The organism is Gordonia rhizosphera NBRC 16068, from assembly GCF_000298195.1.
Lineage (GTDB): Bacteria > Actinomycetota > Actinomycetes > Mycobacteriales > Mycobacteriaceae > Gordonia > Gordonia rhizosphera.
Genome location: NZ_BAHC01000125.1, coordinates 1 through 26,353 on the forward strand (window position 1 = coordinate 1; position 26,353 = coordinate 26,353).

Consider the following 26,353-nt stretch of genomic DNA (forward strand, 5'->3'; position numbering starts at 1 on the left):
GAAGCTCTGCGGTTTGCCGAACAGCCGGATGTCGGTTTCCGGGACGGCCAGCGCCCGCGCGACATTCTCGAAGCCGATGGCCGGTTGGTCGAGGCGGCCGTAGATGACCGACGAGGCCCCCGGCGAGGCGAGGGTCACGTCGACGGGCAACCCCAGAATGGCACGGGCGTGCATCTCGAACTCCGACAGCCGCTGGCTGGCGAGGGTGACCAACCCGGTGTCGTGCGGGCGGGGGCTGACCTCGGAGAAGTAGACGTCGTCGCCCTTGATGAACAACTCCACGCCGAAAACCCCTCGACCGGCAAGCTTTCCGTCGCCGAGAGCGGTCGCGATCCGCGCCGCGATAGAGGTCGCCGCACCGAGGGCGTCGGCGGACATCTCCTGCGGCTGCCAACTCTCCACATAGTCGCCGTCGACCTGCCGATGGCCGATCGGCGCGCAGAAATGCGAGGTCAGCCGCCCGGTCGCCGGGTCGATCGCACGGACCGTGAGCAGGGTGATCTCGTAGTCGAACTCGACGAAGCCCTCGACGATGACCCGCTCGCCGGCGACCCGCGCCCCGGTCGTCGCCGTCTGCCACGCGGTGCCGATGTCCGACGGCGCGCGCAGCACCGTCTGGCCCTTGCCCGACGACGACATCACCGGTTTCACCACACACGGGAACCCGATCTCGGCCGCGGCCGCCTCGAGTTCGTCGCGCGACGACGCGAACAGGTACGGCGAGGTCGGCAAGCCCAGCTCCTCGTCGGCAAGCCGGCGGATACCTTCACGATCCATCGTCGCGACGACCGCGCGCGCGGTCGGGATGACCTCGGCGAGGCCGCGCTTCTCGACCGCGACGAGGGCCTCGGTCGCGATCGCCTCGATCTCGGGGACCACGTAGTGCGGCCGATAGCGTTCGATGAGCGAGGTCACCGCGTCGGCGTCGGTCATGTCGATGACCTCGGCATGATGGGCGACCTGGTGGCCGGGGGCGTCGGGATAGCGGTCGACGGCGACGACCTCCACACCGAGGCGCTGGAAGGCGATGACGACCTCTTTGCCGAGTTCGCCGGCGCCCAGCACCATCACGCGGGTCGCCGTCGGGGTCAGCGGTGTGCCGATGACCGCCGGTGGGCCGATGACCGGCCGGGGCGGCGCATCGTCGGGGGCGCGGGTGATCTTCTCGGTTTCCGTCGCCACCTCTTCGTCGGGCGCCGGCGCGGCCTGCACGTCGGCCGGCACCGATTCCGCGGAAGCGTTGTCGCTGCTGTCGGACGTCATGAGCAAATCCTACGTGCGTTTGCGACCCTCACCCCATCACCTGATGCACGTAGCACCAGCGCCACACCTCACCCGGCTCGACCGACCGCATCACAGGATGGCCGGTCTCCTCGAAGTGCGCGGTCGCGTGCCGGCGCGGACTGGAATCGCAGCAGCCGACATGGCCGCAGGACAGGCACATACGCAGATGCGCCCAGTGGTGTTCGCCGAGTTGGGTGCACTCCTCGCAGGCCGTGAGGTCGCCCGACCGCGGTGCCGGGTCGGTGTTGGCGTCGGCGCCGTAGATGGCCAGGTCGGCACACCGACTCACCGTCTCGCCGCTGCGGGGCCGATCTTCGGAGTTCCGCCGGAAGATGCGCATGCCCGCCATTATCCGGGTCGGGAGCCGACGCGCCGACCGCCGGCGGGATAGGTTGCTCAGGTGAGCGCGTCGCTGTTGCTCGTGGCGGTGGTCGCCCTGATCGTCGCCGCCCTGTGCCGCCGGTATGGCCTGTCGGCACCGCTGATCCTCGTCGTCGTCGGGCTGGCCATCGGGTGGATCCCCGGCACACCCGAGGTTGAGCTCGAACCCGAGTTGGTGCTGTTCCTCATCCTTCCGCCCCTGCTCTATTCGGCGGCCCAGGAGAGTTCCTATCAGGCCATCCGCGCGAACCGCCGCGCCATCGGCCTGCTGGCCATCGGGCTGCCGCTGTTCTCCACCGTCGTCGTCGGCCTGGTCGCGTACTGGGTCGTCCCGGGTTTGCCGCTGGCCGCGGCGCTGGTGCTCGGTGCCGTGGTGGCCCCGCCCGACGCGGTGTCGGCGCAGGCCATCGGCCGTCGCGTGGGACTGCCCCGCCGCATCATGACGCTGCTGGGCGGCGAGAGCCTCCTCAACGACGCGACCGCCCTCACCGCGTTTCGGGTGGCGTTGGCCGCGGCCGTCGGGGCCACCGCATCGGTGTGGGAGGGGCTGTCCACCTTCGCCGTCGCCGCCGTCGGCGGTCTGCTGATCGGGCTGGCGGTGGGTTACGCCGTCTCGTGGCTGCGGGTCTGGCTGACCGATCCCCCGGTGGAGACCGCGATCGGCATGATCGTGCCGTTCGGCACGTACTACGTGGCCGAGGAGGTGCACGCCTCCGGCGTCATCGCGGTGGTCGTCGCCGGGCTGCTCCTCGGCCAGCGGTCGGATCGACTGCGCTGGGCCACCCGGCTGCAGGACGAGGCGGTGCGCCGGTCGCTCGACGCACTCCTGGAGGGTTTCGTCTTCCTGCTCATCGGCCTGCAGTTGCCGTTCCTGCTGGACGGGCTCTCCGGGCAGTCCGCGATCCAGGTGACGGTGGACGCTCTCGTGATCCTCGTGGCCACCATCCTCGCCCGCTTCGTCTGGGTGTATCCGGCGACGTATCTGCCGCGGGTGTTCTCGACGACGATCCGCGACCGTGAGCAGTATCCGTCCTGGCGGGCGGTGTTCGTCGTCGGCTGGGCCGGGATGCGCGGCGTCGTGTCGCTGGCCGCCGCCTTCGCGATCCCGCTGACCACCGACGACGGCGGGCCGTTCCCGGCCCGGGCGGAGATCCTGTTCCTCACCTTTGTGGTGGTTGTCGGCACGTTGCTCATCCAGGGCACCACCCTGCCCTGGGTGATCCGGAAGCTCGACATCACCGCCGACGATGCCGCCCGCGACCGGCTCGCCTTCGCGGCGGCGCAGGACCGCGCCTCCCGCGAATCCGAACGTCGCCTCGACGAGATGAATGGCGGACTCGCCGACGACGACCCGCTGCGCCATCAGGTGATGATGCTGCGTAAATGGGTGAAGACCCAGCGCAACGTCGCCTGGGAGGAACTCGGTCGTGGCCCAGAGGTGATCGGCGAGAGCCCCACCGCGGCCGGCAACCGGATGCGGATGGAACTGCTGCAACTGCAACGCTCGGTCTTCATCGCCGAACGCGACGCCGGCCGCATCGGCGACGAGGTGCTGCGAACCGCGTTGCGCCAGTTGGACTTCGCCGAGGGGCAGATGAACCGCGAGACGGAATGATCCTCAGTCGGCCATCCGCGCCGCGTAGACGACGGTCTCCTCGGCGCGTCCCCGCAGCGTCGTGGTCTCCTGCCGTTCCCACACCCCGGCGTCCCCGACGGCGGCGTCGATCGCCCGCCCCGACGCCAGCGGCCGGCACGGGTCGCGTTTGGCCAGCTCGGACAACCGGGCGCTCTCGTTGACCGGATCACCGATCACCGTGTACTCGAATCGTTCGATGGCGCCGACGTTTCCGGCGACGACCCGCCCGTAGCCCACCCCGATCCCGGCCGACAGATCGGGCACCTCGACGACGAGATCCGACGCGATCTCCCGCGCCGCGGACAGCGCCGCGCCGGCCGGGTCACCCAACTCGATCGGCGCGCCGAAGATCGCGAGCACCGCGTCTCCCTCGAACTTGTTGACAAGTCCGCCACGGGATTCCACCGACCGCACGATCACGGCGAAGAAGCGGTTGAGGACGTCGACGACCTCGGTCGGAGACCGGCCCGCGGCCGACGTCGTCGACCCGATCACGTCCACGAACACCACCGCCACGGTGCGTTCGGTGCCGCCGAGTTCCGGATCGGACCGCAGTGCGGCGTCGGCGACGTGGCGCCCGACGTGCCGGCCGAACAGGTCGTGCATCCGTTCGCGTTCACGCAACCCGGTGACCATGGCATTGAACCCCACCTGCAGGTCGCCGAGTTCGGTGCCGTCGTAGACGACGAGGTCGACGTCGGTGTCACCGCCCTGCACCCGCCCCATCGCGGTCCGGACGCTGCGGAGGGGTCCGGTGACGCGCGCGCTGGTCAGGAGGGTGAGCAGCAACCCGGTCGCCAGCGCGATGATCGCCAGCACGGTCACCCCGACGAACAGATCGAGTTTCGAGGTCTTGCCGCGGAACACGCCGAACAGCACCACCAGCAGGATGCCGACGATGGGGACCGCCGACCCGACCAGCCAGGCGACGATGGCCCGCGAGCGGATTCCGCTGCGTTTGCGGCGGCGGTACCCGGCGCTGATCACCTCGGCCATCACCGGGCGCAGCGCGAATTCGATGAACAAATACGACAGGGACACGACCACGACGCCGCTGAGGGTCACCACGAAGAAGGTCTTGGGGATCAATGCCGGATCGATGACGCCGTACATGGTGGTGAAGATGACGGTGGCCGCGGCCCACAGGCCGGCCTGGATGACGACGAGTCGCCACGGTGCGCGTTGGGTGCGTCGCGCATCCTTGGCGGTCGGTGCGCGTCCCTGGATGGACCACGTCAGATCCCGGATCACGACGAGGGTGCCGAGCACGATCCCGATCACGAACGCGGCCGCGATGTAGACCGGCACCGCGATGTAGTTCACCCACCACAGTCGCGACTGAAACACCGACGGCTCCGGAATCCCCACTCCGGCAAGCAGAATCGCCACACCCGCGCCGACCAGGTTCGCCAGCACGATGCTCGCGGTCAGCAGGGCCTGGATGCGGATCCGGCGGTGCACCGGGCTCTCGGCCGCCGATCCGAGCAGGATCGACCCGTAGTCGCGGCTCGCCCCGTGCGCACCCATGTCGTCAGCTTCTCACGACCGTGGGAGGCGAAGGCGCTAGACGATCTCGCGGCGCACGATGGTCTGCTCGCGTCCCGGACCCACACCGATGCACGAGATGTGCGCCCCGGAGAGTTCCTCGAGACGCAGGATGTAGTCCTGTGCGTTCTTGGGCAGATCGTCGAAGGTCTTACAGCCGGAGATGTCCTCCCACCAGCCGGGCATCTCCTCGTAGATCGGCTTCGCGTGATGGAAACCGGTCTGGGTCATCGGCATGTCGTCGACCCGCTCGCCGTCGACCTCGTACGCGACACAGATCGGCACGCGCTCGAGGCTCGACAGCACGTCGAGTTTGGTGAGGAAGTAGTCGGTGATGCCGTTGACGCGGGTGGCATACCGCGCGATGACCGCGTCGAACCAGCCGCAGCGACGCGCGCGGCCCGTCGTCACGCCGACCTCGCCGCCGGTCTTGGCGAGGTAGGTGCCCCACTCGTCGAACAGTTCGGTGGGGAACGGTCCCGAGCCGACACGGGTCGTGTAGGCCTTCAGGATGCCGAGCACGGTGGTGATCCGGTTGGGTCCGATCCCCGCGCCGACAGCGGCACCGCCGGCGGTGGGGTTCGACGACGTGACATACGGGTAGGTGCCGTGGTCGACGTCGAGCAGAGTGCCCTGCGAACCCTCGAGCAGCACGGTCTCGCCGCGTTCGAGCGCCTGGTTGAGCAGCAGCCGGGTGTCGGCGATGCGGTGGCGGAAGCCGTCGGCCTGGGTGAGCACCTCGTCGACGACCTGGGCGGGGTCCAGCGCACGGCGGTTGTAGATCTTCACCAGGACCTGGTTCTTGAGTTCGAGGGCCGCCTCGACCTTCTGCGCCAGGATCTTCTCGTCGAGCACGTCGGCCACCCGCACGCCCACGCGGGCGATCTTGTCCTGGTAGCAGGGGCCGATGCCGCGGCCGGTGGTGCCGATCTTCTTGTTGCCGAGGAATCGCTCGGTGACCTTGTCGATGGCCACGTGATACGGCATCAACAGGTGGGCGTCGGCAGAGATCATCAGCCCCGTGGTGTCGACGTCACGGTCCTCGAGACCGCCGAGTTCGGTCAACAGCACCCCCGGGTCGACGACGACGCCGTTGCCGATGACGTTGTTCACGCCGGGCGTGAGGATGCCCGACGGGATGAGGTGCAGCGCGAACGTCTCGCCGTTGGGCAGGACGACGGTGTGGCCTGCGTTGTTGCCGCCCTGGTAGCGGACCACCCACTGCAGTTTGCCCCCGAGTAGGTCGGTGGCCTTGCCTTTGCCCTCGTCACCCCATTGGGCACCGATCAGCACGATCGCGGCCATGGTCGGTTACTCCTTCGAGTCGGCTCGCCGAACAACAGGGCAACCTTACGCGCTCGGGCGTGTCGATACGCTATCCGCGTGTCGTTCGCGCCGATCGTCGAGTCCGAGTCCACCGCCGACAAGCGGGCCGTGCGGGCCGCGGTCGCCGCTCCGCTGACCGATCCCGAGGTGTCGCGGCTGATCGTGTTCCCCTCCGCCGTCGAGGGCGCCGACGCGTTTTTCGCGCAGGTCATGGCCGTTTTGATGGCGATGGACCGTCTCGACGTGGAGGTCGCCTACTGCGCGCCGGCGCCGACTCGGGCCACTCGGATCTACCGATTGCCGCACGGTGCGGCGGCCCGCCGACTCGCCGAGGAGGGCCACGCCCGTGACCTGCCGCTGATCCGCGACGACGCCGGCACGGTGCTCGTCGGGCGGGCACGGCATCGGGGCGCCGACGACGCGAAACTGCACGGGGAGACCTACGTGGACAACGACCGCCTGTTCAACGGTGAGGTCCGCGGGGTCGAGATCGAGCCGCTGCCCGAACCTCCGGGCCTGCGGGCCCGTCTGGAGCGGCCGCTGATCGCGCCGCGCTGGCATCTCGGCCGGGCCGCGCAGACCGGCGGCACCAACATCGTGGTGGAGCGCGAGGGCGTGCTGACACCGCGGGTCGTGAAGCGATCCACGTTCTATAGGCATCATGTGGATATGAAGCTGGTGTGCCCGTGACGGCACCGACCACCCGGGAGATCGTGCGCGCGATCCGACCGGGGCCACTGTTCGGAGGGCTCGTCGCCGCCGCCATCGCAGGCGGGTGGTTGTGCGCGGGATCCGATCCGGGTCGCAACCCCGCCTCGGTCGGCGGCACGCTGCTGCTCGTGCTGGCGGGTTGGGTGATCTCGCTGTGTCTGCACGAGTTCGCGCATGCGGTGACCGCATTCCGGTTCGGTGACCGCAACGCCGAACTGCGCGGCTACCTCACGCTGAACCCGTTGCGCTATACCCATCCAGGGCTGTCGCTGGCGTTACCGCTGCTGATCATCCTGATGGGCGGCATCGGCTTCCCAGGCGGCGCGGTCTACGTCAACCAGTCCGGATTCACCCGCGCGCAACGGACCATCGTGTCGTTGGCGGGGCCGGTCACCAACATTGTCATCGGCGGGGTGATCCTCGCGGTCGTGCGGTTCGCGCAGCCGGCCTCGTCGGGGACGTTCGTCGTGTCCGCCGATCTGCTCAACCTCTGGGCCGCCCTGTCGATGCTGGCCTTCCTGCAGATCACCGCGGCGGTGCTGAATCTCATCCCGATGCCAGGCTTCGACGGCTACGGCGCGATCGAACCGTATCTGTCGGACAAGACCCGCTTCTCGATGAATAAGATCGCGCCGTATGGCTTCCTGATCGTGTTCGCTTTGCTGTTCATCCCGTTCCTCAACCGTGCGTTCTTCGACTTCGTCTACTGGCTGTTCGGGTTGTCCGGGGTGCCGAGCGCGTTGGCGTCCTACGGCTGGGATCTGTTCATCTTCTGGCGATAGCGGTTCGCGACCGACGCCGGCACGCACCCAGGGCGTCGGCGGCCGAGACGTGCGGGACGAGAGCTCAGTCGAGTCGTCGCGTGCTGTGCCGGATCACCAGCCGGGTGGGAAGCACTACCGATTCCGGTTCCTCACCGCGCAACATCGACAGGACGAGCTCCGCCGCGGTGGTGCCCATCTCGTGGACCGGTTGACGGACCGTGGTGAGGTCCATCAACTCGGCCATCGGATGGTCGTCGACGGCGACGACCGACATCTCCGCCGGCACGGACAGTCCGGCGCGCCGCAACGTGCGCAGCGCACCGATGGCCACCTCGTCGGAGAAACAGAACACCGCGGTCGGCGGATCGGGCCGGCTCAGCAGCACCTCCATCGCCGACGCACCGCCCTCGATACCCCACGGCACCTTGATAACCTGATCGTCGTCGGGAATGACACCGTGTGCGGAGAGCGCCGCGCGATAGCCGTCGAGGCGGGCGATGTCGGCGGCCCAGACCCGGCCCTCGGGGTCCGAGGTCCGAATCATCGCGATGCGCCGATGGCCGGCGCGCAGCAGGTGTTCGACGGCCATCGTCGCGGCCACCCGATCGTCGATGCGCACGCCCGGGAAACCCTCGACCTCCTCCTCCACGACGACCACGGGCAGCCCCATCGACTCCAGGCGCGTACGGGCTCGCTCGTCGAGCGGAAAGCTCGCGACGACCAGCGCATCAACCTTGCGGCGCAACGGCAGTCGCTCGAAGAAGTCGAAGCGCTCACGCGTGGTCGGTAGGCAGCACAGCTGTACGTCGAGGCCTTCGGCACGCAGTCGGCTCTCGATACCGGCGACGACCGACGAGTAGAACCAGACATCGATTTGCGGCACGAGCACGCCCACGCGTCCGGTCGCGCCACCGCTGAGCGACGACGCAGCCGGCGAGACGACATAGGACATCGCCTCGGCCTGGGCGAGCACCCGTTGACGCATCTTCTCGGACACCCCCGGCTGGCCACGCAGCGCGCGCGAGACCGTCGAGATCGACACGCCGAGCCGCTGCGCCACGTCGTGCATGTTCACCTGTTGCCTGGGAATCACGTCATTCACCTTAAGTCACCCGTTGCGCAAATATTTGCGCACTCTCACCTCAAACCTCCTTCGGTCGCGAGCTGGACGGCGAGGATCGGTAAGTAATTCCAGTTAAAGCAGTACATTTCACTTTTCGACTTGACACCGCGTGTGACTGCCGACACAGTATCTGCACGAAAACGTTTGCGACTTTCGCATCAACCCGCCATCCACGCCCATCACTCAGGAGCAGCTATGACGAGTCGTCCCGTACCCACCGCAACCGAGCACGGCATCGACATCACCGACCACGACTGGTGGCGGTCCGCGGTCGTCTACCAGGTCTACATCCGCAGCTTCTCCGACGGGAACGGCGACGGCGTCGGCGATCTCACCGGACTCCGCAACCGCCTGGGCCACCTGCACGAGCTCGGTGTGGACGCCATCTGGATCAACCCCTGGTACCGCTCACCGATGATCGATGCCGGCTACGACGTCGCCGACTTCCGGCAGATCGACCCGTCCTTCGGCGACCTCGCCGAGGCCGAGCAGCTCATCAACGAGGCGCACCGCGTCGGCATCCGCGTGATCGCCGACATCGTGCCCAATCACGTATCCGCAGATCACGACTGGTTCCATGCCGCACTGCGCGACGAGCCCGGCGCGCGAGAGAAGTTCATCTTCCGGCCGGGCCGCGGCGTCGACGGCGCGCAGCCTCCGAATGACTGGCTCAGCGCCTTCGGCGGCCCGGCGTGGTCGCGGGTCGACGACGGCAGCTGGTATCTGCACCTGTTCGCCCCGGCACAGCCCGATCTGAACTGGGAACACCCAGCGGTCCGAGCCGAATTCGACGACATCTTGCGCTTCTGGTTCTCCCGCGGCCTTGACGGGTTCCGCATCGACGTCGCGCACGGATTGGTCAAGGACCCGGCGCTGCCCGACGCGGGTGCGATCACACCGGGCACCCAGCACACCAAACCGCATCCGGCGTGGGATCAGGAAGGGGTGCACGACGTCTACCGTCGCTGGCGGTCGGTGGCCGACGAATTCGATCCGCCGCGGGTGTTCGTCGCCGAGGCCTGGGTCCCCGACAACGAGCGCCTCGCCCGTTACCTGCGCCCCGACGAGCTGCACACCGCATTCCAGTTCGACTTCCTGCGCGCCCCGTGGCGTGCCGCCCAGCTGCGGGCGGTCATCGACGATTCACTCGACCAGGCCCGGGCCGTCGGGGCACCGTCGACGTGGGTGTTGTCCAATCATGACGTGGTGCGTGCGGTGACCCGCTACGCACGCTCGCAGCCGAATCACCTGATCGAATCGGAATGGGACCGAGCCCGGTGGGCCGCCGAGCAACCCGATCTCGCCCTGGGGCGTCGGCGCGCCCGGGGCGCGGCGCTGCTGCAGCTCGCACTGCCCGGCACCGCCTATCTCTACCAGGGGGACGAACTGCTGCTGGCCGAGCACGAAGAGATCCCGCACGACCGCCGTCAGGACCCGACGTGGGCCCAGTCCGGCTACACCGACGTGGGCCGGGACGGATGCCGCGTGCCCATCCCGTTCTCCGGCGACGCACCGCCCTACGGTTTCTCGTCGCACGAGGCCGTCGACCCGTGGTTGCCGCAACCGCAGGACTGGTCGGAGTTGACCGTCGCCGCGGCGGAAGCCAACCCGAACTCCGCGCTGTGGATGTACCGCGAAGCCCTGGCGCTGCGGCGCACCGTATTCGGTGGTGTCGAGGAAGGCTCTGCCGACGAGATCGAGTGGATCGACGACTCCGACGGGGTGCTCGCGTTCCGGCGCGGCCGTATGCAGGTCTGGGTCAACACGGGAACTCACGAGATCGTGCTACCTGCGGGCACTCGGATGCTGATCGCATCCGACCCGACGGTCACCGGCCAGATCCTCCCGCCCGATACCACCGTGTGGCTGGTCGAGGAGGACATCTGACATGCGCATCCCACGCATCGCGGCCGCGCTCCTGACGACAGTTGGCCTCGCCGCCGCCGTGGTCGGCTGCGCGGACAACAGTCTGCAGGTCGCCGTCGATTCCCAGCACGAGTATCTCGACGGCCGCGGACCGATCACCTTTGTGCAGGGCAAGGACAACTCCGGGGTGCTCCCACCTCTGGTGGCCCGGTGGAATACGACGCATCCCGGCGAACAGGTGACCATCAAGGAGCAGACCGACCAGGCCGATCAGCAGCATCAGGATCTGGTCCAGCACTTCCAGGCCCGCGACACGGGCTACGACGTGGTCACCGTGGACGTGGTCTGGACGGCCGAGTTCGCGGCGCGCGGATGGCTGCAGCAGCTGGCCGGTTCGATGGGGGTGGACACCTCGGGACTCATCCCGGCGACCGTGCACGGCGCGTCCTACGGCGGACAGCTGTGGGCGATGCCGACCACCAGCGACGGCGGCATGCTGTTCTATCGCAAGGATCTCGTGTCCGCCCCGCCGACCACCTGGTCGGAGATGATGAGCGACTGCAGCATCGCCCATGAGCACCACATCGGCTGCTACGCAGGCCAGTTCGCGCAGTACGAAGGCCTGACGGTGAACGCGGCGGAGGCGATCAACAGTGCCGGCGGGTCCATCGTCGCCGACGACGGCGTCACCCCGACCGTCGACTCACCGAAGGCCAAGGCCGGACTGGCAGCTCTGGCCGCAGCCTTCGCCGACGGGAACATCCCGCGCGCGGCGCTGACCTTCCAGGAGGAGCAGTCCCGCCAGGCCTTCCAGACCGGACAGGCGCTGTTCATGCGGAACTGGCCGTATGTGTACAGCCTGATGAGCGCGGAGGGCTCCGAGGTGGCCGGCAAGTTCGGTATCGCCCCCTTGCCCGGCCACGACGGTATCGGCAACTCGTCGCTCGGCGGCCACAACGCGGCCATCAACGTGTTCTCCCAACACAAGGCGACAGCACGAGACTTCCTGGAGTTCCTGGCATCCGACGAGCAGCAGCGCTCGTTCCTGGAAGTGGGTTCCTTGGCCCCGGTCCGCGCATCCCTCTACCACGACCCCGCGCTGCAGAGCGAATTCCCTTATCTCGAAACACTTCTCACCTCGATCCAGAATGCCGTTCCGCGCCCGGTGAGCCCCTACTACCCCGCCATCACCCGCGCGGTGCAGAGCAACGTCTACTCGCTGCTGCAGGGCACCAAGGACGTCGACACCGCCGCCCACGACATCAGTGCCTCGATCGGCGCAGCCCAGTCCTAGGAGACATCCGATGACCACTCGAATCGAATCACCTCCCCATCTGTCCGACGAGACGCCCACACCGAACGTCGCCGGCGGCGACACCGCTCCCGCGATACCGACGCGGCGCCGACGCAAGCGCAGCCTTGCGGTTCCCGCGCTCATCGCGCCGACCGCGATCCTGCTCGCCATCGTCATCGGTTACCCCGTCATCAGCGCGATCGTCATGTCGTTCCGCGGCGATCCCACGATCGACACCGCGATCGGTCGGTTCGTCGGCCAGGGATGGGTCGGGCTGGCCAACTACAAGCACTGGATCCTGCAGCAGTGCACCGACGCGTCGGGCCAGACGGTCTCCTGCCCGGAAGGCACACTCGGATCACTCTTCTGGGTGTCGGTGTTCGTCACGCTCTTCTTCGCCGTGGTGACCGTGACGCTGGAGGTGGGACTGGGTCTCTGGTTCGCCAACATCATGCACCGCACCATGCGGGGCCGAGCGCTCATCCGCACCAGCGTGCTGGTCGCGTGGGCGATCCCGACCGCGGTCAGTGCGAAGTTGTGGGCCTATATCTTCGCCTACGACGGGATCGCCAACCGACTGCTGGGCACCCACATCCTGTGGACCAGTGAGGTGTGGCCGTCGCGATTCGCCGTGGTCATCGCCGATGTCTGGAAGACCACGCCCTTCGTCGCGTTGCTGATCCTCGCCGGTCTGCAGATGATCCCGCGCGAGACCTACGAGGCCGCCCGCGTCGACGGCGCGTCGCGCTGGCAGCAGTTCCGCTACATCACCTTGCCCTTGATCAAGCCCGCGATCGTGGTGGCGGTGTTGTTCCGTGCGCTCGACGCGCTGCGGATGTACGACCTGCCGGCCATCATGACCGGTGGCGGCGACGGCTCCACCACCACCCTGTCCATTCTGGTCGTCGACCAGATGCGCCAGGGCTTCAACAGCGCATCCGCGTTGTCCACCATCACCTTCGGACTCGTCTTCCTCATCGCCTGGCTGCTGGTGAAGACGCTCAGCATCAACGTCGTCGCAACCCAGAACGCGCAACGAAAGGGGGCCTGAGCAATGGCCACACTCACCGTCAGCCCGGTCGCCGCCGGCCGCGCAGCCCGCAAACGTCGCACCGCTCGATTCACCTCGCTCCGCAGCAACCTGGGACTCGTCCTCGTGGTCGTCTGGGGTCTGGCCCCCGTCTACTGGATGGTGGTCAGCGCGTTCCGCGATCCCGCCTACATCTTCGACACCACCCCGTGGCCCACTCATGTGACCTTCTCGAACTTCACCGGGGTGTTCTCCACCGCGAGCGGGAATCACTTCGCGCGCGCCATGATCAACAGCGTCATCATCGGCGCGGCCACCACCGTGATCGCGTTGATCGCCGGGGTGTTCACGGCCTATGCGTTGGCCCGCATGGACTTCCGCGGCAAGAACGTGGTGATGGGCGCCATCCTGGCGGCGTCGATGTTCCCCGGTGTCGCACTGCTCACGCCGCTGTTCCAGCTGTTCACCAACGTCGGCTGGTATGGCACCTACCCCGCACTGATCATCCCCGATATCTCCTTCGTGCTGCCGTTGACGATCTACACCCTCACGACGTTCTTCCGCGAACTGCCCTGGGAACTCGAGGAAGCGGCCCGGCTCGACGGCGCCTCCCGGCTGCGCGCGTTCCGAACCGTGTTGCTGCCGTTGGCCGCACCGGGCATGGTGACCACCGCAATCCTCGCCTTCATCGCGGCCTGGAATGAATTCCTGATCGCCAGCCAGCTCGCCGACGAGAAGACCCAACCGGCCACCGTCGCGATCGCCTCGTTTGCCGGCTCGCAACCACACGAGGACCCGTTCGGTTCGATCATGGCGGCCGGCACCATCGTCACCGTCCCATTGATCCTCATGGTCCTGCTACTCCAACGCCGCATCGTCGCCGGGCTCACCGCCGGCGGAGTCAAGTAATCACTCCCACAACATATTCCGACCACCAGTCGCTCAGAAAGGACACCCCATGGCCTCCATCACCTTCGACAAGGTCACCAAACTGTTCCCCGGCACCGACAAGCCCGCCGTGCAGACGCTCGACCTGCACATCGAGGACGGGGAGTTCCTCGTCCTGGTCGGGCCGTCCGGATGCGGCAAGTCCACATCCCTGCGCATGCTCGCCGGCCTCGAGGACGTCGACGACGGCCGCATCCTGATCGGCGACGACGACGTCACCGATGTCGATCCGAAGGACCGCGACATCGCGATGGTGTTCCAGAACTACGCGCTCTACCCGCACATGAGCGTCGCCGAGAACATGGGTTTCGCCCTGAAACTCGCCGGGGTGCCGAAGACCGACATCGCCGACCGGGTGGCCGAGGCGGCACGCATCCTCGACCTCGGCGACTATCTGGACCGGAAACCGAAGGCGCTCTCGGGCGGTCAGCGTCAGCGCGTCGCCATGGGCCGCGCCATCGTCCGCTCGCCCCGGGTGTTCCTGATGGATGAACCTCTGTCGAACCTGGATGCCAAGTTGCGGGTCGCCACCCGCACCCAGATCGCCTCTCTGCAGGCACGTCTGGGCACCACCACGGTGTACGTGACCCACGACCAGGTGGAGGCGATGACCATGGGTGATCGGGTCGCGGTCCTCAGAGGCGGTGTGCTGCAGCAGTGCGCGGCGCCGCGCGAACTGTACGACGCGCCGGCCAACCGGTTCGTCGCCGGCTTCATGGGGTCGCCGGCGATGAATCTGGTGAGCGTGCCGGTGGTCGACGGCGGTGTCAGCCTCGCCGGGCTGGTGGTGCCCGCCACCCGCGATGCGGTCGGTGCGCGCGACACCGTGGTGGTCGGGGTCCGCCCCGAGCACATCGAGGTCCGCCCTCTGGACTCCGCCGATGGAATCGAGGCCACCGTCGACGTCATCGAGGAACTCGGCTCCGAAGCACACGTGTTCGCCCACGTCATCGCCCCCGACGGCGCTCGCATCGACGTCGTCGCCCGTGCGGACGCCTCCGCCCCGCCTCGCAAGGGCGACCGCGTCCGACTGCTGCCGGATACGTCGCGGGCGCATCTGTTCGAGGACTCGGAATCGGGTGTGCGTCTGTAGGTCGGTTCGACGGGAACCCGGCCCGGCTCTACTGCTCGGATCTGTTCATCTTCTGGCGGTAGAGCCGGGTCACCGATCCCGGCAGGTCACCCGGGGTCGCGACGACCGGTTCGCCGTAGGTGATGCCCATCGGGAGGTGGCCGGTCCAGCCGTCGGCGTCGGGGTGCGAACCCGGTCCCCCGGCACGGGACTTGGCCAGCCACCGACCGTCGACGATGGGCAGAGCGAGCACCGTGGTGGCGGCAAGCTCCTTGCGGGTGTGGTCGGGAACCTCGGCGCTGCGACCGGGCAGGATGGCATCGGAGAACACGTCCAGGGCGTGGGCCGCCTCGTCGTCGGGGACGGGGGTCAGCCTGCCGCGCACCACCGCCGAACGGTAGTTCAGCGAGTGATTGAACAGCGTGGTGGCCACCACGATGCCGTCGACGAGGAACGCGGTGAAGGTCGCTGGAGCGCCTGCGGCTACGTTGCGCAGCGCCCCGGCCCCCGACGATCCGTGCACGAGCAGCCGATCCCCGTCGCGGACACACAGCATCGGCACCGACCACGGGAACCCGTCGTCGGTGACCGTGGACAGCACACCCATCTGCGCCTCGTCGAGGACTTCGTCGAGTAGTGCGCGGTCGCCGCCACGTTCGGGTTTGCGGGTCAGGCCGGCGAGCTGGTCAGCGGTCATGCCACCAGCATGACCGTTGGCGAAGGGGTCCTCCACCGATTTATCGGCGCGGGGTCGGTGGCCTCACCAGTGCAGCTCGTCGTGGCATTTCTGCTGCACCTCACGTGGATCGACCTGGATCGTCGAGTGCTCGAGTCCGTAGCGCGCGAGCACCACCTGCGCCGCGGTCAGGATCTCGCCGTTGGGACCGTTGCTGCCCAGGTGCACGGTCGCCACGTCCATCCCGGTGGTCAGCGACCACACGTGCAAGTCGTGGACGTCGTCGACGGCGGGGATCGCCGCGAGTTCGCGTCGCAATGCCTCTACGTCCACGTGCTCCGGTGCCTGCTGGTTCAGGATGCGCATCGCGTCGAGGGCCAACCGCACCGCTCGCGGCACCACCCACAGCGCGATGAGCACGGCCACCACCACGTCGGCGTAGCCCCATCCGGTGGTCAGCGCGACGACGCCGGCGACCAGCACGCCGACGCTGCCGACCGCGTCGGCGAGGACCTCCAGATAGGCACCGCGGACCGCGATGGAGTTCTGTGCATCGGCGCGCAGCAGGAACATCACGGCGACGTTCACGGCGAGGCCGATCAGCGCGACGACGATGAGGGTCGCGCCGGGCACCTGCGGGTCGGTGCCGACCCGCCGGATCGCCTCGTAGAAGACGAAGGCCGCGACGCCGATCAGCAAGACCGCGTTGGCGACGGCGGTGAACACTTCGGCCCGGTGCCACCCGAAGCTGCGGTCGTCGGTGGTCGAGCCGTGCTTGGCCAGGAGCAGAGCGGCCAGGCCCATACCCAGCGCGACCACATCGGTCAGCATGTGTCCGGCGTCGGCGATCAGGGCCAGCGAATTGACGACGAGGCCGGTGACGAGTTCGACGACGAAGTAGCCGCCGATGACCGCGACGGCCAATGCCATCGGCCAGATCCGACGATGCGCCACCGGTCCGGCGGTCTCGGTGTGGCTGTGTCCGTGTGCGTGTGAGTGACCCATTTGTCGTCAATATATAAGTGGCTTCGCATATGTGACAAGCGTGGTTCGATCCAAAGGGACCTTGTGCCCGCCCCCGGCACCGCGCACAGAGTCAGCGCAAGGTGGCCACCGCCGACGAGCGGCGCAGGCCGGCGATCATCAGCATGTCGATGAGCAGCGACCGCACCTCGGCCATCACCGCGGTCTCCGAGAGTGAGCTGTCGGCGACGAGGTCGGCACGCGCACGGCGGGTGATGCTACGCAACACCCGCGCGGCGTCGGCCTGGTCGGGTTCGCCACCCGGGTCGGCGATCATCATCCCGCGCAGCACCTCGAAGGCCTCGCCGATGTCGGCGATGATGTCGATGATCTCGGGATGCAGTGGCTCGCCGCGCTGGGTCATCCCCCGCGCCCGCCGGGCGACGACGCGGAAGTTGCGCACGGCGTTGTCGATCGGATCGGCGGTGGCCGAGATCCGCGCCACTCGGTCACGGGAACTCCAGTACAGCGGTGAGATCGTGCTCACTTCGCGACCGCCCCGCATGTCGGCGCGCATGGTGTTGATGGCCTCCTGCGTGCCGCGGGCGGATTCGAGGGCGGCCGACACCGTCGCCTCATCCATCGCCCGCAATCCGCCCGCCAGCTTGCGTGCGGCGTCGCGCATGGTCGCGAGGACCCCGGCCGCGTCGCGACGCGCACGGTGGGCCGGATTGACCGGGAACAGCGCCCCCACGGCGATACCCACGACGCCGCCGATCAGCGCGTCGATGGCGCGGTGGAATCCGGCCACGCCGCCGGGCGGCAGCAACGTCGCCACCAGCACCGCCGACGACGCGGCCTGCATCGGGATCAGCGGACCGTCGTCAAGGAACACCGCGAGCACCATGGCCAGCGCGACCACGACGATGATCTGCCAGGTGCCCGTCCCGATCTGCGACACCAGCAGATCACCGACGAGGATGCCGATGGCCACCCCGCTGACGAGTTCGACCGACCGCCGCCACCGTTTGCCCAGGGACAGACCCATCGACACGACGGCCGCGATCGGCGCGAAGAAGGGCTGTGGGTGGTCGAACACGTTGACGGCGATCCACCACGACAGACCGGCGGCCACGGCGCACTGCCCGATCGGTACCAACGACAGCCACAGCCGCCGGATGCGCTGGCGCACCGGTTGCGGCAACCCGTCGAGCCGGCGGCGCAGGCGGTCGATCAAGCCAATCCGAGGTGCTGCGCTGCGGTGGGGTCGCTGTCGTTGAGAAGGTCGAGGCAGCGGAGGTGTTCTTCCTCCTCGCCGATCGCCTCGGCCGCACGGGCGAGGGCACCCACGCACCGGAGGAAGCCCTGGTTGGGTTCGTGGCTCCAGGGCACCGGGCCGAAGCCCTTCCATCCGTGCCGACGCAACTGGTCCAGACCGCGGTGGTAGCCGGTGCGGGCGTAGGCGTAGGCCTCGATGACCTTCGCGATCGACGACCCCGAATCGGAGGCCTCGAGCGCCGCCTCGGCCAGGTACGCCCACGCGATCGACGCGGTGGGATGGGCGGCGGCCGTCGCGGCCGGGTCGGCACCGTTGAGCAGGTCCGATTCGGCCTCGTCGTCGCCGGTGAGCAGAACCGGTTGCGGGCCCAGGAGATCTCCGAAGGAAGTCACCGTTCCATTCAAGCACCACCGCATCGCCCCGGACCCTGGCCACGCCCCGATACCGCGGTCACCCGCTGGGCAAGACCGGGACTGCCCCGTCGCAAGGCGAGGCTGCCTGATGGGGAGCACACGCACGCCTGCTCACCAAAAGACAACGGTGTCACAAGACACTGAATGCTCGATCCGAGCAGGATTTCGCTAGTGTGAATGACGCGATCGGCCGCAATGCAGGGGACCCGGGGTTCCATGCCGGTGCCGCCGGTGTCGAAGGACACCGACCGCGACCACATTCACTCCGGACAAGGCAGGTGTAGACGACGATGCCGCCAACACAAGGTGACCAGAAGTCTTCCCTGGTGGGCCGCGCATTCTCCGCGTGGCGTGAGCGCCGGGCAAACCACGTCCGCCGGGGTCCGCAGGAACCGGTGGTCGACATCACTGACATCACGAAGGGCAGCGATTCACCGGTGACGGACGCGACGAACACCAATGACGGGATGGCCCGGGCCGGCGAGGATCGCGACAACGTCGTCGAGGCCCCGGTGGACACCCAGGCAGAGACCAATGTCACCAACGACGCGGCGCCAACGGCTCCGGATGCGACCGCCACCGACTCCGACTCCGCTCCCGCCGAGGACACCCCCACCGACGAAGCGACCGACGTAGACGAGGCGAGCCAGGTCGAGGACACGGACGTCGACACCGCGGCCGAGGACGATGCGCCCGAGGAAGCCGGTCCGACCGACGAGGGCACCGTGCCTGATGAGGGCACCGTGTCTGACGAGCGCACCGTGTCTGACGAGGGCACCGTGTCCGAGGCGGATGCCGGGTCCGACGCGAACACCGGGTCCGAGGAGATTCCGTCCGACGGCGATGCGGCGTCCGAGACCGCCGTGTCCGAAACCGCGGACGACCTGAGCGACGGTGACCAACGCGCCGACCAACCCGACGCCGTCCAGTCCGACGCCGTTCAGTCCGACGACGCAGCCGAGCAGGTCGACGACTCCTCGGACAACGACCAGACCGGCGATGGGCCGACCGACGACCCGTCGGCGAACACCGACACCGACATCACCGACGACACCACCGTCGAACAGGTCGATGCCACCGTCGAACCAGTCGCCGACAGCGACAGCGACGACAGCGACGACGCCAAGGACACCGACGACTCCACACCGGCCCCGGCACCCGCGACGAGCCGGCCGGTCCCCAAGGGCGGACGGGGCATCGATTCGGCAACCACGGTGATCCGGCGTGAGGATCTGCCCGACACCGCCGACCTCGAGGATCTCGAGAACATCGACGCCCTCGGCGGCGCAGCGGGAGGCGCTGCGGCCGGGGCCGCGGCGGTGACGGCGGCACGGATCGGTCCCAGCGATTCGGCCACGACCACCATCCGCCGCGACGACCTGCCCGACCCCGCCGAACTCGACGACCTGTCGGAGATCGACGCGACCGACGAGTGGACCGACGTCGACGAGACCTCAGTCCTTAAGACCGAGTCGGCCACCGACGACGCCGAGGCCATCGACACCGCCGAAGACGCGGGCGACTCGGACTCTGCCACCAAAGAATTCAGCGCCGAAGAGTCGAGCGCCGACGGTTCCGGCGACACGGAGACGACAGTGATGTCGGCCGCCGAACCCGTCGAGACCGACGCCGACGACACGCAGGTCGACTCCGACTCCGAGGAGTCACGCGACGACGCCGAGACGTCGATGATGACCAAGCCGTTGGCGGCGGCGACAGCCACCACCACGACCGCGGCCGCCACATCGAAGAACTCCTCCGCCGCCGACGGCTGGTCGACGACCGCACACAAGCCCACCGTCATCCCGGGCACGACCGAACAGGCCGAGCCAGGTACACACCGGCGGCGCTGGCCGTTCGTGGTCGCGGGTGTCGCTCTCGTCGCCGTCATCGCCGCGGTGATCGGCGGCGTGTACGCGTATCTGAACCTGCGTCCGCCCGCTCCCGAGGACGAGGCCGCCGACGCCGCACAGACGTTCGCGACCGCGCTCTACGAGGGCGACCTCACCACGCTGCGGTCGATCACCTGCGGCGAACGCCACCAGTTCTACACGTCGATCAGCGACGCGGACTTCCAGAAGATCTATGACGGACAGAAGGCCCGCGACGAACTCGTACAGGTCAACGACATCACCGCGGTCAAGCTGACCGGCAACGGCGAGCAAGCGGTCGTCGAGGTCTCCGCGGTCCATGCCAACAGCCCCGACGAACCGCAGACGGTGACGATCAACCTGGAGAAATCCGGAGACGAGTGGAAGGTGTGCACGCCACAGTGACCGGTGCCCGACCGACCTGGACGCCCATGCAGAACGCGGGACACGGACAGACCGATCCCCCGCCGCACGGCTACTACTTCGAGCCGCCTACCCGGCCGCTGCATGCGCGCCGAGAAGAAATGCCCACGTCGCCGGCGCGCCCCTCGCGACGACGCGTCGAGCCCTCGGTGGTGCTCGCCGCACTCGTCATGTGTGCACTCGCCATCGGAGTGATCGTCGGCCTCGCCACCATGTGACGTGGCGTCACTGACCCGCTCCCGCACAAGCGCCCCATCCAGCGGCACCATCGACGGATCGTCGACGTCTCCGTTTCCGAGCGCATCTCGGGGCGCCCCCGGAATGCAACAGCGCCCGGCCATCGCCGGGCGCTGTTGATTCTGAGGTGGTGGATCAGGCGCTGATCGACTTGCCGACCGACTTGAGGTCGGTGCACGCCTCGACGACGCGCTCACTCATGGAGGTCTCGGCCTTCTTCGACCAGACACGCGGGTCGTAGGTCTTCTTGTTGCCGACGTCGCCGTCGACCTTGAGCACACCGTCGTAGTTGGTGAACATGTGCCCGGCGATCGGACGGGTGTAGGCGTACTGGGTGTCGGTGTCGACATTCATCTTCACCACGCCGTAGCTGAGTGCCTCCTCGATCTCGCTCTTGAGCGAGCCCGAACCACCGTGGAACACGAAGTCGAATGGCTTGGAACCCTCGGCGAGGCCGAGCTTCTTCACCGCGACCTCCTGGCCGGTGTTGAGCACATCGGGGCGCAGCTTGACGTTGCCCGGCTTGTATACGCCGTGGACGTTGCCGAAGGTGGCCGCCAGCAGGTAGCGGTTCCCCGAGTCACTGGCGCCGAGTGCGTCGAGTGTCCGCTCGAAGTCCTCGGGGGTGGTGAACAGTTTGTCGTCGATGGCAGCCTCGACGCCATCCTCTTCACCGCCGACGACGCCGATCTCGACCTCGAGGATGATCTTGGCCGACCCCGCCTTGGCGAGGAGTTCCTTGGCGATCTCCAGGTTCTCGGTCAGTGGCACCGCGCTGCCGTCCCACATGTGCGACTGGAACAGCGGGTTCTTGCCGGCGTCGACGCGCTCCTGCGAGATCGCGAGCAGCGGACGCACGTAGGTGTCGAGCTTGTCCTTCGGGCAGTGGTCGGTGTGCAGCGCGATCGTCACGTCGTACTTCGCAGCGATCACGTGCGCGAACTCCGCGAGCGCGACCGCACCGGTCACCATGTCCTTGACACCGAGACCGGAGCCGAACTCGGCGCCGCCGGTGGAGAACTGGATGATGCCGTCGCTGCCGGCGTCCGCGAAGCCCTTGATGGCCGCGTTGATTGTCGACGACGACGTGCAGTTGATCGCAGGGAAGGCATAGCCCCCTGCCTTGGCCTTGTCGAACATTTCCGCGTACTGCTCTGGGGTTGCTATGGGCATCTGACGTCCTCCAACCGGATAAGGCTTAAACGCTTGCGACTGCTGACTCCCGTCCAGTATGTCAAGCCCCGATGCGGCGCGTGCAGTCGCGTTGAAATGGACACACAGGATGAGCAGGTACCCTTGAGACCCGTGATCGACTCAGTTCTCGCCCAGACCACGACCAACGTCGCCCTCATGCCGGGCTTCCTCGACCCGGTGACGCTCCTCGGCTACTTCGGTGCTTGGGCATTCTGGGGGCTGCTGCTGGTCATCTTCATCGAATCCGGTGTGCTGTTCCCGGTCCTACCGGGTGACTCTCTGCTGTTCGTCGCCGGCATGGTGGTGGCCGCGGGCGGCAAGGAGGGTATCGAGCAGTTCGCCGAACTCTGGCAGCTCCTGGTCTTCGTTCCGATCGCGGCCATCCTCGGTGGCCAGGTCGGCTACTGGATCGGCCGCTTCATCGGCACCGAGATGTTCAAGCCCGACGCGCGGTTCCTCAAGGAGCGCTACCTCACCGAGGCCCACGAGTTCTTCGAGAAGCACGGTCCGATCACGATCTTCCTGGCCCGCTTCGTTCCGATCGTGCGCACTCTGGCCCCGATCGTCGCCGGCGCCGCGCGCATGAAGTACTCGGTGTTCTTCCTCTACAACGTCGTCGGCGCCATCGTCTGGGGTGCGGGCATCGTGCTACTGGGCTACTGGCTGGGCCGCTTCGAGATCGTGCAGAAGCTCATCGAGCCCATCTTCATCCTGATCGTGGTGCTCTCCGTGGCACCGATGTTCATCGAGTGGTACCGGCGTCGGCGGGCGGCCAAGAAGGTCGCCGCCACCGCCACTACAAGCCCGGCCGAGGCCTCCGACACCGTCTGATCGCGGACCGTCCCACGATCGTATGAAGCCGGCTCCGCCACGCGGAGCCGGCTTCATACATTCTGTTGTCGGCTCAGACCGCCACGGCGGGTGCGCGATCGCTCGAATAGGCCCACAGCCAGTCGGTGTAGCGGTAGCTCGACGTGTCCCGGCTGCGGAAGAGCTCGTTGCGGGCGATCCGCGCGGTGCCGTCGAGGTGCCACAGCTCACCCCACATCCGCCCCGTCGTCAGGATGCGGTTGCAGCGCGGCGCGCGCTCGGCATTGACCGCGGCCAGCGTCCGGTCCCAAGCATCCGGGACGCCCAGGGCCAGCTCCTCCTCGGCATAGTCGGCGATGCACTTGGCGTCCTCGATGGCCATGACCGCACCCGACGCCAGGTACTGCAGCGGGGGATGCGCGGCGTCGCCGAGCAGGATCATGCGTCCGTCGACCCAGTTGTCGATCGGCCCACGGTCATACATCGGCCACCACCGGTCGCGCCACAGGTGGTCGGTCGCCGACTGCACCGTCGGGTGGCAGTGGTCGTAGGCGTGTTCCAGTTCGTCCGGGCCGCCCCATTCCGCCTTGCCGGCCTTGAAGCCCGGCGATTCGAAGACCGCGACTTGGTTGAGCATCGTCCCACCGCGCAGCGGGTACTGGATGAAGTGGCAACCCGGCCCGATGTAGCCGACGACGTCAGTGAGCGGCCCGCTCGCTTCGCTCCCGGCGCCGGGGGTGATGCCCAGCCCGGCCGGCACCTCGTCCATCGGGAATGTCCCGCGGTAGGCGACGTAGCCGGACGACACCGGCTCGTCGTCGGAGATCTTGGCCCGGAGCCGCGACTTCAGTCCGTCCATGGCGAGAACGACGTCGGCCTCGTGGGTCCTGCCGTCGGCGGTGGTCAGCACCGCGCGGTTGCTTTCGGTGACGACATCGTCGACGGTCTGACCGGTGAGCAGTTCGGCCCCGGCATCCCGTGCCGCCTCGATGAGTATCGAGTGCAAGTCGCTGCGGTGGATGACGAAGTACGGGCCGCCGTAGCGCGCCCGGAAGTCCACGCCGAGGTCCACGCGGGTCAGCTCCTCGGTGGTCACCGCGTCGCGGAAGACCAGGTTGCCGGGAAGCACGCCACGCGCGAGGGCGGTGTCGAGCAGACCCCAGGACTCGAGCATGCGTGACCCGTGCGGGCCGATCTGGAGACCGGCGCCGACCTCGCCGAACTCGGCTGACCGCTCGAACAGGGTGACCGAGGCACCCTTTCGGGCCAGCGCGAGGGCGGCCGCGGCACCGCCGATACCGCCACCGGCGATCAGGACTCGGGATTGTGACAGAGAGGACATGATGGTGACTCCTGTTGTAGGTGATGTGAGCGGAATCGAAAGCGTGCGGTCAGAGGACTACGGGGCACGCTGTCGTGGCCGGGGTCATACCGACCACCGTGATGGACACCGCGAGCACCCGGCAATACAGTTCTGCTATGCAGAAACGTGTCATCGAGCGGCCGTCGTACACGATCACGTCCGTCGACAACGCCCTGCGCCTGCTCGAGATGCTGCGCGACGTCGGCGCACTACGCCTTTCGGACGCAGCGGCCGAGCTCGGCGTCGCGAACTCCACCGCCCACAGGTTGCTCGCGATGCTCGTCTACCGGGGATTCGCCGTGCAGGACGAACATCGCCTCTACCACCCGGGACCGGCGATGGGGGCCGGACCTGCACGTCAGGGCTGGACACGCGACCTCACCGATCGCGCCCGCCCCTACATGGAGGCTCTCACCGCACAGACCGGTGAGACCACCAACCTGGTCATCCGGGTCGGCACCCAGGCCCGCTTTCTCTACTCGGCCGAAGCGGCCACGATTCTGCGGATCGGCGACCGGCAGGGACAGGTGCTCGACGCCCACCGCACCGCCGGCGGCCGGGCCCTTCTCGCCGAACTCGATGACGACGTGCTCGAACAGCTCTATCTGCGTCCTGCGGAGATGGTTGACGGCGACGCCACCGACCCCAGACTGCCGCGTGCGGAATTCGACGAGTTCCGCCGCCAGCTGCGCGGTGTCCGCGACAGCGGCGTGGGCATCAACCTGCAACTCTCCGAAGACGGGGTGGCCGCGTTCGGCATGGCGATCCACAACGGGCGGGGCAGCGCGATCGGCGCCATCACGGTCGCGGTCCCGGCCAACCGTTACGAGCAGCACACCCGCGGCCCGCTGATCGGTCAGCTCCGGCGTTGCATCCGCGAGATCGAGATCGAGGTGGCCGACATCGAGCCCTGAGATTTCTGCTGATCAGAAAAGCATCGAGATTCCTCGGTGCTCGCCTCTACCGTCGGGTGATCCGAGTGATCCGCAACATGACCGATGGAGATCGAGATGACCACAACCGTCAACAGCCCGGCCGACGCCGCGGCGGACGGGGCCGACGCCGTGAACCAGACCGCGCTCGACGAGATGTACGCCTCGTTCGCCGCCGCACACCTCAATCCGCTGTGGACCCAGATCGGCGACCTCATGCCGATGACACCGACCCCACAAGCCGTGCCCTACGTGTGGCGGTGGGACGAACTGCTCCCCCTGGCCGAGGAGGCCGGACGATTGGTGCCAGTCGGCCGCGGCGGCGAGCGCCGCGCGATCGCGCTCGCCAACCCGGGGCTGGGCGGTCGCCCCTACGTCAGCCCGACAATGTGGGCGGCGATCCAGTACCTCGGCCCGCGCGAGACCGCACCCGAACACCGGCACAGCCAGAACGCCTTCCGCTTCGTGGTCGAGGGCGAGGGCGTGTGGACCGTCGTCAACGGCGACCCGGTCGCCATGCGCCGCGGCGACTTCCTGCTCACCCCGGGCTGGAACTTCCACGGCCACCACAACGAGACCGATCACCCGATGGTGTGGATCGACGGCCTCGACATCCCGTTCAGCTATTACGCGGACACCGGATTCTTCGAATACGGGTCCGACGGCGTCACCGACGAGTCGATGCCGCACATCTCCCGGTCCGAGCGCCTGTGGAGTCACCCTGGTCTGCGCCCCCTCGTGGGCCTCGACGCCAAGACCAGCTCGCCGATCGCCGCCTACCGCTGGGAACACACCGATGCCGCCCTGCGTGAACAGCTCTCACTCGAGGCCGAAGGCTACGCCGCGACCACCGAACCCGGCCACGCCGCGGTGCGCTACACCAACCCGACGACCGGTGGGGACGTGATGCCGACGATCCGGGCCGAGTTCCACCGCCTGGCCGCCGGCACCCAGACCGCGACGCGCCGCGACGTCGGGTCGACCGTCTTCCAGGTCTTCGACGGCAAGGCTGAGATCGCCCTCGCCGAGGACACCCGAACCCTGTCGACCGGCGACCTGGTCGTCGTGCCCTCCTGGGTGCCCTGGTCGCTGGCCAGCGACGACGGCATCGACCTGTTCGCCTTCTCCGACGCCCCGATCATGGAGCGTCTGCACTTCGACCGCACCCAGATCAGCCGCTGACCATTCCATCCCGCCGATGGTCTCGATCAC

Annotated in this window: 24 protein-coding genes; 13 read left to right on the forward strand and 11 right to left on the reverse strand. The window is 68.0% G+C overall.

From position 1 onward, the window contains the following. Together purT and GORHZ_RS15145 are read right to left on the reverse strand one after the other, a co-directional pair. On the reverse strand, positions 1-1,263 hold a 1,263-nt coding region (purT, locus tag GORHZ_RS15140; protein ID WP_006334375.1), incomplete at its 3' end, for a formate-dependent phosphoribosylglycinamide formyltransferase. Between the two features lie 28 nt (positions 1,264-1,291). Further along, positions 1,292-1,624, reverse strand: a complete 333-nt coding sequence (locus GORHZ_RS15145; RefSeq protein ID WP_006334376.1) for a UBP-type zinc finger domain-containing protein — start codon at positions 1,622-1,624, stop codon at positions 1,292-1,294. A 60-nt stretch (positions 1,625-1,684) separates the two neighbouring features. Here GORHZ_RS15145 and GORHZ_RS15150 point away from each other — a divergent pair, with 60 nt between their 5' ends. Then, positions 1,685-3,280, forward strand: coding sequence for a Na+/H+ antiporter (locus tag GORHZ_RS15150; RefSeq protein WP_006334378.1), 1,596 nt, complete (start codon positions 1,685-1,687; stop codon positions 3,278-3,280). Positions 3,281-3,283: 3 nt separating this feature from the next. Here GORHZ_RS15150 and GORHZ_RS15155 read toward each other — a convergent pair whose 3' ends face one another. Both GORHZ_RS15155 and GORHZ_RS15160 read right to left on the reverse strand, forming a co-directional pair. Further along, positions 3,284-4,828, reverse strand: coding sequence for an adenylate/guanylate cyclase domain-containing protein (locus GORHZ_RS15155; protein WP_006334380.1), 1,545 nt, complete (start codon positions 4,826-4,828; stop codon positions 3,284-3,286). A 36-nt stretch (positions 4,829-4,864) separates the two neighbouring features. Beyond that, complete coding sequence (locus tag GORHZ_RS15160; protein ID WP_006334382.1) at positions 4,865-6,151, reverse strand: adenylosuccinate synthase; 1,287 nt, start codon at positions 6,149-6,151, stop codon at positions 4,865-4,867. 78 nt (positions 6,152-6,229) lie between these two features. Between GORHZ_RS15160 and GORHZ_RS15165 the strand changes: the two genes are divergently transcribed. Then, the gene (locus tag GORHZ_RS15165; RefSeq protein WP_006334387.1) at positions 6,230-6,862 is read left to right on the forward strand and encodes a hypothetical protein; all 633 of its coding nucleotides are present in this window, start codon (positions 6,230-6,232) and stop codon (positions 6,860-6,862) included. After that, on the forward strand, positions 6,859-7,665 hold the full coding sequence (locus tag GORHZ_RS15170) for a site-2 protease family protein (RefSeq protein ID WP_169330673.1): 807 nt from the start codon (positions 6,859-6,861) through the stop codon (positions 7,663-7,665). Before GORHZ_RS15165 ends, GORHZ_RS15170 begins: the two co-directional genes overlap by 4 nt. A 64-nt stretch (positions 7,666-7,729) precedes the next feature. On the opposite strand, the gene GORHZ_RS15175 is transcribed toward GORHZ_RS15170, so the two are convergent. Next, positions 7,730-8,740 carry a LacI family DNA-binding transcriptional regulator gene (locus tag GORHZ_RS15175; RefSeq protein ID WP_040532173.1) on the reverse strand — a complete coding sequence of 337 codons (1,011 nt, stop codon included), beginning with the start codon at positions 8,738-8,740 and terminating at the stop codon, positions 7,730-7,732. A gap of 225 nt (positions 8,741-8,965) precedes the next feature. Here GORHZ_RS15175 and GORHZ_RS15180 point away from each other — a divergent pair, with 225 nt between their 5' ends. The 5 genes from GORHZ_RS15180 to GORHZ_RS15200 are packed head-to-tail and all read left to right on the forward strand — an operon-like array spanning position 8,966 to position 15,001. Next, positions 8,966-10,657 (forward strand): glycoside hydrolase family 13 protein, encoded by a 1,692-nt coding sequence (locus tag GORHZ_RS15180; RefSeq protein ID WP_006334391.1) that lies wholly within the window; start codon positions 8,966-8,968, stop codon positions 10,655-10,657. A 1-nt stretch (position 10,658) separates the two neighbouring features. Next, positions 10,659-11,930, forward strand: coding sequence for an ABC transporter substrate-binding protein (locus tag GORHZ_RS15185; protein ID WP_006334392.1), 1,272 nt, complete (start codon positions 10,659-10,661; stop codon positions 11,928-11,930). 10 nt (positions 11,931-11,940) lie between these two features. Continuing rightward, the gene (locus GORHZ_RS15190) at positions 11,941-12,981 is read left to right on the forward strand and encodes a carbohydrate ABC transporter permease (RefSeq protein WP_006334393.1); all 1,041 of its coding nucleotides are present in this window, start codon (positions 11,941-11,943) and stop codon (positions 12,979-12,981) included. Positions 12,982-12,984: 3 nt separating this feature from the next. Continuing rightward, on the forward strand, positions 12,985-13,869 hold the full coding sequence (locus tag GORHZ_RS15195) for a carbohydrate ABC transporter permease (protein WP_006334394.1): 885 nt from the start codon (positions 12,985-12,987) through the stop codon (positions 13,867-13,869). A gap of 49 nt (positions 13,870-13,918) precedes the next feature. Then, positions 13,919-15,001, forward strand: a complete 1,083-nt coding sequence (locus GORHZ_RS15200; protein ID WP_006334409.1) for an ABC transporter ATP-binding protein — start codon at positions 13,919-13,921, stop codon at positions 14,999-15,001. Between the two features lie 28 nt (positions 15,002-15,029). Here GORHZ_RS15200 and GORHZ_RS15205 read toward each other — a convergent pair whose 3' ends face one another. From GORHZ_RS15205 to GORHZ_RS15220, 4 genes are all read right to left on the reverse strand, one after another. Continuing rightward, a complete protein-coding gene (locus GORHZ_RS15205; protein WP_040532203.1) occupies positions 15,030-15,677 on the reverse strand; it encodes a pyridoxamine 5'-phosphate oxidase family protein in 648 nt (215 codons plus the stop codon). A 63-nt stretch (positions 15,678-15,740) separates the two neighbouring features. Further along, the gene (locus GORHZ_RS15210) at positions 15,741-16,661 is read right to left on the reverse strand and encodes a cation diffusion facilitator family transporter (RefSeq protein WP_006334413.1); all 921 of its coding nucleotides are present in this window, start codon (positions 16,659-16,661) and stop codon (positions 15,741-15,743) included. A gap of 91 nt (positions 16,662-16,752) precedes the next feature. Continuing rightward, a complete protein-coding gene (locus GORHZ_RS15215) occupies positions 16,753-17,856 on the reverse strand; it encodes an FUSC family protein (protein ID WP_006334415.1) in 1,104 nt (367 codons plus the stop codon). After that, positions 17,853-18,290 carry a DUF3151 domain-containing protein gene (locus tag GORHZ_RS15220; RefSeq protein ID WP_006334416.1) on the reverse strand — a complete coding sequence of 146 codons (438 nt, stop codon included), beginning with the start codon at positions 18,288-18,290 and terminating at the stop codon, positions 17,853-17,855. Before GORHZ_RS15220 ends, GORHZ_RS15215 begins: the two co-directional genes overlap by 4 nt. 311 nt (positions 18,291-18,601) lie before the next feature. On the opposite strand from GORHZ_RS15220, the gene GORHZ_RS15225 reads away from it, so the two are divergent. Both GORHZ_RS15225 and GORHZ_RS15230 read left to right on the forward strand, forming a co-directional pair. After that, positions 18,602-20,587, forward strand: a complete 1,986-nt coding sequence (locus tag GORHZ_RS15225) for an Rv0361 family membrane protein (protein WP_157205199.1) — start codon at positions 18,602-18,604, stop codon at positions 20,585-20,587. Further along, the gene (locus GORHZ_RS15230; RefSeq protein ID WP_157205200.1) at positions 20,584-20,823 is read left to right on the forward strand and encodes a hypothetical protein; all 240 of its coding nucleotides are present in this window, start codon (positions 20,584-20,586) and stop codon (positions 20,821-20,823) included. The genes GORHZ_RS15225 and GORHZ_RS15230 overlap by 4 nt, the downstream gene beginning before the upstream one ends. Positions 20,824-20,977: 154 nt before the next feature. Here the strand turns inward: GORHZ_RS15230 and fbaA are convergent, their stop codons facing one another. Further along, entirely contained in the window at positions 20,978-22,015 is a 1,038-nt protein-coding gene (gene fbaA / locus GORHZ_RS15235; protein ID WP_006334419.1) for a class II fructose-bisphosphate aldolase, read from the reverse strand. A 132-nt stretch (positions 22,016-22,147) separates the two neighbouring features. Here fbaA and GORHZ_RS15240 point away from each other — a divergent pair, with 132 nt between their 5' ends. Continuing rightward, complete coding sequence (locus GORHZ_RS15240; protein WP_040532206.1) at positions 22,148-22,867, forward strand: DedA family protein; 720 nt, start codon at positions 22,148-22,150, stop codon at positions 22,865-22,867. A gap of 73 nt (positions 22,868-22,940) precedes the next feature. Here the strand turns inward: GORHZ_RS15240 and GORHZ_RS15245 are convergent, their stop codons facing one another. Next, complete coding sequence (locus GORHZ_RS15245) at positions 22,941-24,188, reverse strand: FAD-dependent monooxygenase (protein ID WP_006334421.1); 1,248 nt, start codon at positions 24,186-24,188, stop codon at positions 22,941-22,943. A 137-nt stretch (positions 24,189-24,325) separates the two neighbouring features. Here GORHZ_RS15245 and GORHZ_RS15250 point away from each other — a divergent pair, with 137 nt between their 5' ends. Then, on the forward strand, positions 24,326-25,123 hold the full coding sequence (locus GORHZ_RS15250) for an IclR family transcriptional regulator (RefSeq protein WP_006334422.1): 798 nt from the start codon (positions 24,326-24,328) through the stop codon (positions 25,121-25,123). 174 nt (positions 25,124-25,297) lie between these two features. After that, positions 25,298-26,323 carry a cupin domain-containing protein gene (locus GORHZ_RS15255; protein WP_051998946.1) on the forward strand — a complete coding sequence of 342 codons (1,026 nt, stop codon included), beginning with the start codon at positions 25,298-25,300 and terminating at the stop codon, positions 26,321-26,323. Positions 26,324-26,353: the final 30 nt, after the last annotated feature.